This window comes from Pseudoruminococcus sp., assembly GCF_047012705.1.
Classification (GTDB): domain Bacteria; phylum Bacillota; class Clostridia; order Oscillospirales; family Acutalibacteraceae; genus Pseudoruminococcus.
The window spans coordinates 1-10,037 of the sequence record NZ_JBKXNW010000027.1 but is presented as its reverse complement, the minus strand read 5'-3'; the positions used below and the strand labels follow the sequence as shown (position 1 = coordinate 10,037).

The 10,037-nt window shown below is 42.7% G+C and carries 14 protein-coding genes; 5 read left to right on the top strand and 9 right to left on the bottom strand.

What is annotated here, in order from left to right; all coding sequences use genetic code 11:
* The 3 genes from ACLU24_RS13865 to ACLU24_RS13855 all read left to right on the top strand — a co-directional run.
* On the top strand, positions 1 to 922 hold a 922-nt coding region (locus ACLU24_RS13865), incomplete at its 5' end, for a galactokinase (protein WP_412613259.1).
* Positions 923 to 937: 15 nt separating this feature from the next.
* Positions 938 to 1,921 carry a UDP-glucose 4-epimerase GalE gene (gene galE / locus ACLU24_RS13860; protein WP_412420437.1) on the top strand — a complete coding sequence of 328 codons (984 nt, stop codon included), beginning with the start codon at positions 938 to 940 and terminating at the stop codon, positions 1,919 to 1,921.
* A 14-nt stretch (positions 1,922 to 1,935) separates the two neighbouring features.
* Positions 1,936 to 3,423, top strand: a complete 1,488-nt coding sequence (locus ACLU24_RS13855) for a UDP-glucose--hexose-1-phosphate uridylyltransferase (RefSeq protein ID WP_412613258.1) — start codon at positions 1,936 to 1,938, stop codon at positions 3,421 to 3,423.
* A gap of 29 nt (positions 3,424 to 3,452) precedes the next feature.
* Here the strand turns inward: ACLU24_RS13855 and ACLU24_RS13850 are convergent, their stop codons facing one another.
* The 3 genes from ACLU24_RS13850 to ACLU24_RS13840 form a co-directional block, all read right to left on the bottom strand.
* Positions 3,453 to 3,719 (bottom strand): hypothetical protein, encoded by a 267-nt coding sequence (locus ACLU24_RS13850; RefSeq protein WP_412421631.1) that lies wholly within the window; start codon positions 3,717 to 3,719, stop codon positions 3,453 to 3,455.
* A gap of 21 nt (positions 3,720 to 3,740) precedes the next feature.
* Positions 3,741 to 3,995: a transposase gene (locus ACLU24_RS13845; protein WP_412421630.1), complete on the bottom strand. Its 255-nt coding sequence runs from the start codon at positions 3,993 to 3,995 to the stop codon at positions 3,741 to 3,743.
* A 64-nt stretch (positions 3,996 to 4,059) separates the two neighbouring features.
* On the bottom strand, positions 4,060 to 4,305 hold the full coding sequence (locus ACLU24_RS13840) for a hypothetical protein (RefSeq protein ID WP_412419948.1): 246 nt from the start codon (positions 4,303 to 4,305) through the stop codon (positions 4,060 to 4,062).
* 147 nt (positions 4,306 to 4,452) lie between these two features.
* Here ACLU24_RS13840 and ACLU24_RS13835 point away from each other — a divergent pair, with 147 nt between their 5' ends.
* Complete coding sequence (locus ACLU24_RS13835) at positions 4,453 to 4,668, top strand: DUF6809 family protein (RefSeq protein ID WP_412419946.1); 216 nt, start codon at positions 4,453 to 4,455, stop codon at positions 4,666 to 4,668.
* Between the two features lie 154 nt (positions 4,669 to 4,822).
* On the opposite strand, the gene ACLU24_RS13830 is transcribed toward ACLU24_RS13835, so the two are convergent.
* The 6 genes from ACLU24_RS13830 to ACLU24_RS13805 all read right to left on the bottom strand — a co-directional run bounded on the left by ACLU24_RS13830 (position 4,823) and on the right by ACLU24_RS13805 (position 9,744).
* On the bottom strand, positions 4,823 to 5,506 hold the full coding sequence (locus ACLU24_RS13830; RefSeq protein ID WP_412256827.1) for a response regulator: 684 nt from the start codon (positions 5,504 to 5,506) through the stop codon (positions 4,823 to 4,825).
* The gene (locus ACLU24_RS13825; protein WP_412419944.1) at positions 5,499 to 6,617 is read right to left on the bottom strand and encodes a sensor histidine kinase; all 1,119 of its coding nucleotides are present in this window, start codon (positions 6,615 to 6,617) and stop codon (positions 5,499 to 5,501) included. The genes ACLU24_RS13830 and ACLU24_RS13825 overlap by 8 nt, the downstream gene beginning before the upstream one ends.
* Positions 6,607 to 6,795 carry a hypothetical protein gene (locus ACLU24_RS13820; protein ID WP_412613254.1) on the bottom strand — a complete coding sequence of 63 codons (189 nt, stop codon included), beginning with the start codon at positions 6,793 to 6,795 and terminating at the stop codon, positions 6,607 to 6,609. The genes ACLU24_RS13825 and ACLU24_RS13820 overlap by 11 nt, the downstream gene beginning before the upstream one ends.
* Before the next feature lie 11 nt (positions 6,796 to 6,806).
* Positions 6,807 to 7,451 (bottom strand): potassium channel family protein, encoded by a 645-nt coding sequence (locus ACLU24_RS13815; protein WP_412421629.1) that lies wholly within the window; start codon positions 7,449 to 7,451, stop codon positions 6,807 to 6,809.
* Between the two features lie 12 nt (positions 7,452 to 7,463).
* On the bottom strand, positions 7,464 to 8,807 hold the full coding sequence (locus ACLU24_RS13810; RefSeq protein WP_412567732.1) for a TrkH family potassium uptake protein: 1,344 nt from the start codon (positions 8,805 to 8,807) through the stop codon (positions 7,464 to 7,466).
* A 343-nt stretch (positions 8,808 to 9,150) separates the two neighbouring features.
* Complete coding sequence (locus ACLU24_RS13805; protein WP_046414999.1) at positions 9,151 to 9,744, bottom strand: recombinase family protein; 594 nt, start codon at positions 9,742 to 9,744, stop codon at positions 9,151 to 9,153.
* 50 nt (positions 9,745 to 9,794) lie between these two features.
* On the opposite strand from ACLU24_RS13805, the gene ACLU24_RS13800 reads away from it, so the two are divergent.
* Positions 9,795 to 10,037, top strand: a 243-nt coding sequence (locus ACLU24_RS13800; protein WP_412613251.1) for a hypothetical protein, incomplete at its 3' end; no start/stop codon positions are given.

Genomic DNA, 10,037 nt, shown 5'->3' with positions numbered 1-10,037 from the left:
TGAAAAAGGTTCTTCTGAAATTGTCAGAGGGATTGCAGCTCGCTTTAAGGATTTCGGTGTAGAAATTTCCGGATTTGATATGTATACAACTTCAAATGTACTTGCTGGAAGCGGTATTTCTTCTTCTGCTGCATTTGAAACATTGATTGCAACGGCAATTGACAGCTATTACAATCACAATCAGATTGGTGCAGTAGAAATCGCAAAAATCGGACAATATGCAGAAAACTTTTATTTTGGCAAGAAAAGCGGATTGATGGATCAGATGGTTTGCTCCGTTGGTGGATTTGTTTTTCTTGATTTTCAAAACATTCAAAATCCAAGTATCCAAAAAATTGATTTTGACCTTTCAAAAACCGGCTATGCATTGATCATCACAGACACCAAAGGAGATCATTCTGATTTGACAGAGGATTATGTAGCCGTTCGTACAGAAATGGACGAAGTTGCAGAATATTTCGGCAAAAAGGTTCTTCGTGAAGTTGATGAAAATCAATTTTGGGATAATCTCCCTGATATTAAAAAGAAGATTTCTGACAGAGCTATCTTGCGTGCAATTCACTTTTTTGGCGACAATGATCGTGCAAAGGCAGAAACGGAAGCGCTCAAAAACAACAGATTTGAGGATTTTCTCACGCTTGTAAACGAATCAGGAGATTCCTCCATGAACTATCTGCAAAATTTATACTCATGTAGAAAGCCAACGGAACAAGGGATTCCACTTGCAATTATGGCGGGGAAACGAATATTAAAAGGCAAGGGTGCTGTAAGAGTTCACGGAGGTGGTTTCGCAGGGACTGTTCAGGCATTTGTACCAAATGATCTTGTCAATGCATATAGATCGGAAATGGACAGAATATTTGGACAAAATTCGTGCTACATTATGACAATCAGACCGTTTGGCGGTATTGAAATCAAATAATAGGAGAGAAAAATAATGAGTATACTTGTTTTAGGCGGTGCAGGATATATCGGTTCTCACACAGCTTTAGAGTTGATTCGCACCGGAGAAAGCGTTATTATTGCAGACAATCTTGCAACCGGACACATCGAAGCTGTTCCGAAAGATGCGAAATTTTATCTGGGTGATTTGCATGACAAGGCGTTTCTGGATAATATTTTTGAAAACGAACAGATAGATGCAGTGATTCACTTTGCAGCATATTCTCTTGTTGGAGAAAGCGTTGTCAATCCACTCAAGTATTACGACAATAATCTCTGCGGAACAAAAATTCTTTTGGATTCCATGGTTGAACACCATATTGATAAAATTGTATTTTCCTCAACCGCTGCCACCTATGGGGAACCGGAAAATATTCCGATTCTTGAAACAGACAGAACACAGCCAACCAATCCATATGGTGAAACCAAACTTGCTATGGAGAAGATGTTCTATTGGACTTCAAAAGCTCATGGTCTAAGATACGTTTCTCTCCGCTATTTCAATGCTTGCGGAGCAGACAAATCAGGTAAAATCGGCGAGGCTCATAATCCGGAAAGTCATTTGATTCCTTTGATTCTTCAAGTCCCCAATGGAAAGAGAGAAAGTATCTCCATCTATGGAACAGATTATGATACGCCTGATGGAACTTGTATCAGAGACTACATCCATGTTACCGATTTGGCTCAGGCACATATTCTCGCTGTAAAGTACTTAAAAAACGGAAACGAAAGCAATATTTTCAATCTTGGAAATGGTGTCGGCTATTCCGTAAAAGAAGTAATTGATAAAGCAAGAAAAGTGACAGGGAACCCGATTCCGGCAATTGAAACGCCAAAGCGTGCCGGAGATCCTGCACGACTGGTGGCTTCCAGTGAAAAGGCAAGAAAAATTCTTGGCTGGAATCCTGTACACGATAGCCTTGAAGAAATTATATCTGACGCATGGAATTGGCATAAGAATCATCCAGATGGTTTTTGAAAAGAGGTGTTATCATGATATACAGGGCAATAAACGGATTAATCCGTCATGCAATAGAAGCTGATTTGATTACAGATGACGATATTTTCGTTGTTAGAAATCAGCTCATGGATATACTAAAACTGACTGACTGGAATGATAAAGAACCACTCACGGGAAATATTGAAGAACTTCTTGAACCCCTGATCGACTATGCAGTAAAGGCAGGAATCATTGAAGACACTTCTGTACAACGTGATCTATTCGATACAAGAGTTATGGGTGTTTTCACACCTATGCCGAGAGAAGTTAATGCCACATTTCAAAGAAAATATTCTGCTTCGCCATCAGCAGCTACAGAATGGTACTATGCTTTTAGTAAAAGCCTGAACTATGTTCGTGCTGAAAGAATTGCGAAAGATTTAAAGTGGACATATGAATCAGAATATGGAACACTTGACATTACTATAAACCGTTCTAAGCCAGAGAAAGATCCTCGTGATATTGCTGCTGCTAAATTGCAAAAAAAATCAACCTATCCTCAATGTCAGCTTTGTGTTGAAAATATGGGATTCGCAGGTCACCAGACACACCCTGCAAGACAAAATCTTCGTCCGGTAAAGTTGAATATCAACAGCCAAGATTGGTTCATGCAGTATTCTCCTTATGAATATTATAATGAACACTGCATCGTCTTTAATAAACAGCATATTCCTATGACAATCAATGCACAGGTATTCAATAAACTGTTTGATTTTGTTGAGCAATTTCCACACTATTTTATCGGTTCAAATGCAGACCTTCCTATTGTAGGCGGCTCCATTCTAACGCATGAGCACTTTCAAGGCGGCAATTATAATTTTGCAATGGCAAAAGCACCGATTGAAAGAACATTTCTTTTGAAAAATTATATGAATGTTAGTGCCGGCATTGTAAAATGGCCGATGTCTGTGATACGTCTTTCTTCAAAAAATAGGACGGCTTTGGCAGCTGCATGTGCTGATATTTTATCAAAATGGAGAGCATATACGGATGAAGTGGTTGGAATTTTTGCAGAAACAGACGGAATTCTGCATAATACAATTACTCCAATTGCAAGAGCAACTTCTTCTGGATTTGAATGCGACTTGGTATTGAGAAACAATGTTACAACGAAAGAAAGACCGTTAGGTGTGTTCCATCCGAATCCTACATTACATCATATCAAAAAAGAAAACATCGGATTGATTGAAGTGATGGGACTTGCTGTTCTTCCGGCGCGTTTAGCAGATGAACTGACACTTTTAAAAGATGCAATGCTGTCCAGCAAAGAGATTGCTACAGATGATAAAATTGCATCTCATGCAATTTGGGCAAGTGAAATTCTAAAAAAATATTCTGATTTTAACGCTGATAATGCAATAGAGATTATTCGTTATGAAGTCGGCAGAGTTTTTGAGCAGGTACTTGAAGATGCCGGAGTATTTAAGAGAGATAAACAAGGAAAAGAAGCATTTGCAAGATTTGTAGAACAATTAGGTTGATTTGGAATATATGAAAATGAGCTATTGCATTATGTGCAGTGGCTCATTTTGAAATTGTCAATAACACTTGACACATTTCCAACAAGGATTATGAAGCGAAGCGGGCAACGGCAACCATTGCGTAGAATCTTTGCCGTTTTACAGCTGATGGAATACCACCAATCGCCGAGCAGATCCTGCGGTTGCTCCAGTAACTCATGAAATACCGCCAGACCATGAATTTCAGTTCCTCCATTGTGTAATGTTTTGTCTTTCTGCCCCGATGATAAAACAATTCCTCTTTCATCCTTGCCCAAATGCTTTCACATCTCCCATTATCATGGCATCTTCCTCCCGCACGGTTCATGCTCTGCACAATGCCATATTTTTGAATGACTGCCCGATATGCAGCACTGGTATACTGGCTGCCACGGTCGGAATGCACAATGGCTCTTTACCTTTTGTATCCAGCCGTACAGCGTGTTGACAGGAATTTGCAGCTCCTCTGCTGCTGCTTTTGCTGATCCAAGGTTTTTGGCGAACTTGACCGCCTGCACTTTGTATTCCTTGTCGTATTCTCTCTTCTTTGACATCTTCGTATCCTCCATTTTTCCTTTTTTCTATTTTATTCCCTTGTGGCTTATGTGTCAAGTTTTATTATACAGGATCATTTCCACTTTGCACGTCATCGGCTCTGTCTGACAACTCCTGTACAAGCGTTTTCTGAAACTCTGTTGCTTCGATGTTCTCAATATGATACTTCATTTCCGGCAAGCCTGTATAGTTGGCGATTCGGGTGCGTTCCTTGAATTTGTTGCCGGCAGGAGTAAGCTCCCATTCTGTTTTCTGTTCCCCGAATACCGTTACCCAGTTGTCGAAACTGCTTAGTCCAGGATCTTTCAAAAAGTCGTATTCCAAAAAACGCATCATAGTATGTAATTCGGTTACAGAGTTACTGAGTGGTGTGCCATAAGCAACACCTTAGCAACGATTATTCGGTAAAATTTGGACGGTTGGTTTTACACAATAAAACCGAAAGGACAGATACAAATGATCGATGCGATGTATAATTATAGACAGGGTGAAATTCACCCCGCTGAGTTCTCAGATGAGTTCAATGCTCTTTGCATACCGTTTGAAAACTCACTCAGCGAGGAGCAGATTGATATATTCCACCAGATACTTGACTGCGTGAGCGATACTGCCGCTGCTGAGATGAGAGCAGCCTACAAAGTCGGCTTCAAGGACGGTGCAACTATGATGTAGGAGATTCACAGCATAAGGAAAAGGGCAATGTCCTCCGTGAGTGGAAGGCATTGCCCTTTTTTCCTTTAGAAAAAATCAGTTCAATTGTTTTTGCAGCCATTGAAGGCGATACAGATCATCAAATAAAGTGTCTGCTTTGTACTGCTCCCTAAAACTATAATTTCATCATACGATACCCAATACCGATATGTGTTTGTATCAGCGCCTGACTGCTGTCACTCAGCTTTTTTCGCAGGGTAGCCATAAATACACGCAGGGAGGCTTCGCTGTTATCCGCAGGAGTTCCCCATACACTTTGGATAATGTACTTATGCGTCAGCACCTTGCCGACATTCTTGGCAAGCAGGCAAAGCAGCTTGTATTCTATCGGTGTCAGGTGAAGTTCTTCATCATCAAGGTGAACACAGCCCGAAACATAGTCTATCCGTAATCTGCCATTGACAAACTCCGTGACCGAGATGTTTTCGGACTTCATAAGCCGCCTTTGTATCACCCTGAGCCTTGCGAGAAGTTCGTCAACAGAGAAAGGCTTTGTCAGGTAATCATCTGCACCTTTGTCAAGGGCTGTTATCTTGTCCCTGTCCTCGCTCCTTGCACTGACTATGATGATAGGAACATCGCTCCAAGTGCGTATATGCTCTATCACCTCAACGCCGTCAATATCAGGCAGTCCAAGGTCAAGTATGATAATATCAGGCTTATGCGAAGCACTGAGCATGATCGCTTCATTGCCCCTGACAGCAGTAATAAAGCGATAGTCATTCATTTTAAGAGTAGTTGTAATAAGATTTCTGATAGGCTTGTCGTCCTCCACCACCAGAACAAGATATTCATTCATTTAGATCGACCTCTCCTATTGGCAGAGTAAAGCTGACAACTGTACCGTTTGGTATGTTGTCGCTGACAGATATAGTACCGCCGTGTGAAGTAATAATTGACCTGCACAGTGCAAGCCCCAGCCCCAGACTTCTTCTGCTGTCTGAGGAACGGCTGCCGCCCGTATAGAACATATCAAATACCTTTTCTTTTTCTTCATCGGAGATGCCAGTGCCGTGATCGGACACGGATATCACAACAGCATACGCATTTTCTCGGCGCACACTGACGGTAACATCAGAATCCTCATCACTGTACTTGACAGCATTATCCATAAGATTGACTATGACCTGTACGATAAGGTTCGCATCTGCCATAACGGGGATTATCTCGTCATACATATCAACGATGATATTTCGCTTTGGGTAAGTGCGTTTGGTGTGTCTGACAGCCTCCTGAACAATGTCATCAAGTATCTCTACCGAGATATTGAGCTGCATTCTGCCGTCCTCAATTCGTGTAGCGTATAAAAGATTTTCCACCATTTCGATAAGCCACATTGATTCGGAATAAATATCCGTGTATATCTGCTGACGTGTTGATTCATCAAGCGTATCGCCGCCGGAAATGAGCGTACTGGCATTGCCTGATATGGAGGTCAGTGGTGTTCTGAGATCATGGGATATGGAACGGAGCATATTAGCTCTAAGCTGTTCATTCTGTGCCAAAAGTGCCGCCTCCTCCTTTTCACGGGCATTCTGCTCAGCGATCAGGATATTGCGTTTCAGCTTATTGGCAAGCGTTCCTGCAATGAACGCTGTAATAAACATCGTCACAAATGTGACAGGATAGCCTGCATCGTGAACTGAAAGAGAAAACTCAGGATAGGTGAAGAAGCAGTTGAAAAGCACTACTCCTACGAATGATGATATCAGGCAGAAATACATCTTTGATGTAAAAATGGATATCACAAGCACAGCAATAATATACAGCATGATAATGTCCGCATCGGCAAGTTGAAAGGCTTTGAATACGTATCCGGCAAGTGTTGCGGCTGTCAGCACCACAAGACATATAGCGGAGTCTTTGAACACAGAAAATGCTTTAGAGCTTTTTATAGAATTAGCAGTCATAAGAATCACCCTTGTTATTATAATATATCACTTTTGTGTTCGTCAACATCATCTTCTGACAGGTTGTGTCCACGGCTGCTCTTTTGTATCTCCTCGATGAATTCATCTCTTTTTTCATAATATAAAAGCCGTAGAGAAACATTGCTCCTACAGACAGTGCAAGCAGAACATCTCTCACACGATCATCTCCTAAATTCTGAAACATTTCTGGATATCCCGAATCTCACCTATGACAAATGCGATGTCATCAGTTTTAATTACAGTGTCCGATGCAGGGATAAATACCTCTTCTCCGCGTTTGATCGTCAGAATATTGATCTTGAATTTCTTTCGTATATCGATCTGTGAAAGCGACTTTCCGAACCAGTCCTTTGGTACTTTCAGTTCGTAGATCGAGTAATTGTTATCCAAGTGAATAAAGTCGAGTATGCTGTCTGATGCATATTTTGTAGCGATGCGAAGTGCCATCTGCTTCTCAGGATAGACAACCTCATCGGCTCCGTTTTTAAGCAGGAATTTCATTTGTACATCATTTGTCGCACGGGATATGACTTTCTTTGCCCCCAGCTCCTTGAGCAAAGACGTTGTTTCCAGAGAGGACTGAAACCGGCTGCCGAGGGCAACGATACAAACATCATAGTTTCCTACACCAAGCGAACGGAGAAATTCCTCATTGGTGCTGTCACCGATTCTTGCGTTGGTCACATAAGGCAGGATATCGTTGATATGCTTCTCATTTTCATCTACTGCCATGACCTCACACCGAAGCTCCTCCATGCGTCTGGCAATGTGACTGCCGAATTGACCTACTCCGATAATTAAAACTGTTTTCATATATAAGACTCCTTATCCTACGGATATTTTTTCAAGCGGTAAGCGTGAATTCTGACTGTCCGCCGACGGCAGAGCTGCATAAATGAGTGTCAGTCCGCCGACTCTCCCGAAAAACATAAGTATCATCAGTATCACACGGGATACAGCAGACAGACTGCTTGTAATGCCGAGTGACAGCCCTACAGTACCGATAGCTGAGCTTGTTTCAAACAGACAGGTCAGCAGCGGTAGATTTTCCACTCTGCTGATAATGACACCGCTTGTAAAGAACAATACAAGATACATAAACAAAACAGCGCCTGCACTGCGGACAGTTTCGTCTGATATTCTTCTTTTGAAGCACTGCACATCATTTCTGCGGCTAAACACTGTGATCGCAGAAAGTAACAGAACAGCAAAAGTCGTTGTTTTCATACCGCCCGCGGTGGAACCTGGAGAACCACCTATAAGCATAAGAATGACCATAATGGCTGTACCTGATTCATCCATAGCAGCGAGATCAGTTGTGTTAAAGCCTGCGGTTCGTGTTGTGACAGACTGAAACAGTGAATGGATCGTCCGGTCATGGATAGTCCCATGGTCATATTCAAAAAAGAAGAAATACAGCGCAGGCAGAACGATCAAGACAGCAGATGTCATCAGTACGACCTTGCTTTGCAGAGAGTAGCGCCTGATCCTGTGCTTGTGTGTTCCGATATCGCCCCAGACGAGAAAGCCGATGCCTCCCGTAATAATTAGCAGCATAATGATGATATTGAGATAGATGTTGCTGTGGTAAAAGGTCAGCGATGAGAACGGTTCTTTTATGCCGAACAGATCAAAGCCTGCATTGCAAAAAGCCGATATGCTGTGAAACAAGGAATACCACAGTCCCTTAGCGAAACCAAGATCATTGCAGAAAACGGGTGCAAGCAAAGCCGCACCGATCATCTCTATGATAAGTGATGTTTTAAGGATAAAGCCTGTCAGCTTCACAATACCGCCTACCTGCGGTGCGGAGATGGATTCCTGCATCGTACTGCGCTGCCACAGACCGATTTTCCGCCCTGATGCTCTAATGATCGCAAGCCCGACGGTGATAACGCCCATACCTCCGATCTGAATTAGCATCAGAATGACCGCCTGCCCGAACAGAGACCAGTATGTAGCAGTATCCTTTACAACAAGTCCAGTCACACAGGTAGCTGAAACGGCTGTGAACATTGCATCAGGGAATGAAGTCACACACCGCTGCCTTGATGAGATCGGCAGCATCAAAAGCAACGAACCTACCAGAATTAGGCAAAAGAAACTGATAATGATGACCCGAAATGAAGTCATATGAGTTCTGTTTTTTACTCTATTTTTATGTAACATCGTACACCTCTCGTTCAAATTATAGCTTTATTATATCACATGAGCGGTTAAAGTGCTGTTAAGATTACGGTTACGGTGTTAAGATTTCGTTAAGGCACAATATTGATGTGTGCTACTTGCCCGTAGTCTATTGGAACACCTGCAAACCGTTCCGCACAAGTCCATATCATCATTATGGTGCACGCCACAATGACAGCATACCCTTTTGGAACTGAATAACTCACAAAGGCCTGAGATTTGCTCACACAAGCACTTCTCAGGTCTTTTCTTTTCAGACGGTTAGTTTTCCGCTCCGCAGGCTCGGACGGCTCTGAGGGGCGTTTCCGTTCGTCTGAGGTGGCTTTCAAGCAGAGGTAGGCTCGGTAATGCCGTGTTCCGCTTCATACTCCCTGACACGGCGATAGAAAGTGTTAGCTGACAAGCCCATTCTCCGCATAAAGTCCCTGCCTGTGATGCTCTTGGACTTCCATTTCTCATAAAGCTGACCGAACCTCGTCCAGTCGATCTCAATGGGCTTCCGTCCTGTGTATTTGCCCTGTGCCTTAGCGATCTCGATGCCCTCACGCTGTCGCTGTTTGAGCTGTTCACGCTCCAACTGAGAGAGGGCAGCAAACACGGTCAACATGAAATTGCCCGCAGGCGTGTCGGTGTCGATTTTCTCCTTATGGCTGATGAGCGTTACCCCTTTGGCGGTGAGTGTGTCGATAATGTTCAGCAGGCCCTTTGTGGAGCGTCCTAAACGGCTGATACTCTCAATGTAGAGGGTATCGCCCTCACGCACATATTCAAGCATAGCCCTGAGCTGAGGGCGGGCGGTGTTCGCTCCTGACAGCTTCTCGGAGAAGATGCGGTCAACCTGATAGTCGCACATGATTTCCTGCTGTCTCGCTGTCTCCTGATGTTCCGTTGAAACTATGATATATCCGATTTTGCTCATAGCTGTTGTTTCCTTTCTTTTATGTTGATATATGGTTGACTTTTTCAGGGTTGCGATGTATAATTACAGATAAGGGCAGGTGCTCGGTTTGCTCGTATAATCGTAATTTACAGGAGATAGTCATAAAAAGTAAAATTATCTATTGTCTGAATTTTCTCTGGACGAGTTTTGTTGCATTTACATTTCCAATATGTTTTGGCTGGATTTTTCTTGATATAACTGGACATTCAAAAGGCTACAGCTATGATTTAGGCTCGGAGAAAGATGTTTCTATTATGCTTGGCTGTATTGAG

Excerpts from the sequence above, each read along its gene's own strand:
- galE (WP_412420437.1), top strand. The coding sequence starts at position 938 with ATGAGTATACTTGTTTTAGGCGGTGCAGGATATATCGGTTCTCACACA.
- ACLU24_RS13855 (WP_412613258.1), top strand. The coding sequence starts at position 1,936 with ATGATATACAGGGCAATAAACGGATTAATCCGTCATGCAATAGAAGCT.
- ACLU24_RS13845 (WP_412421630.1), bottom strand. The coding sequence starts at position 3,995 with ATGTCAAAGAAGAGAGAATACGACAAGGAATACAAAGTGCAGGCGGTC.
- ACLU24_RS13835 (WP_412419946.1), top strand. The coding sequence starts at position 4,453 with ATGATCGATGCGATGTATAATTATAGACAGGGTGAAATTCACCCCGCT.
- ACLU24_RS13830 (WP_412256827.1), bottom strand. The coding sequence starts at position 5,506 with ATGAATGAATATCTTGTTCTGGTGGTGGAGGACGACAAGCCTATCAGA.
- ACLU24_RS13825 (WP_412419944.1), bottom strand. The coding sequence starts at position 6,617 with ATGACTGCTAATTCTATAAAAAGCTCTAAAGCATTTTCTGTGTTCAAA.
- ACLU24_RS13815 (WP_412421629.1), bottom strand. The coding sequence starts at position 7,451 with ATGAAAACAGTTTTAATTATCGGAGTAGGTCAATTCGGCAGTCACATT.
- ACLU24_RS13810 (WP_412567732.1), bottom strand. The coding sequence starts at position 8,807 with ATGTTACATAAAAATAGAGTAAAAAACAGAACTCATATGACTTCATTT.
- ACLU24_RS13805 (WP_046414999.1), bottom strand. The coding sequence starts at position 9,744 with ATGAGCAAAATCGGATATATCATAGTTTCAACGGAACATCAGGAGACA.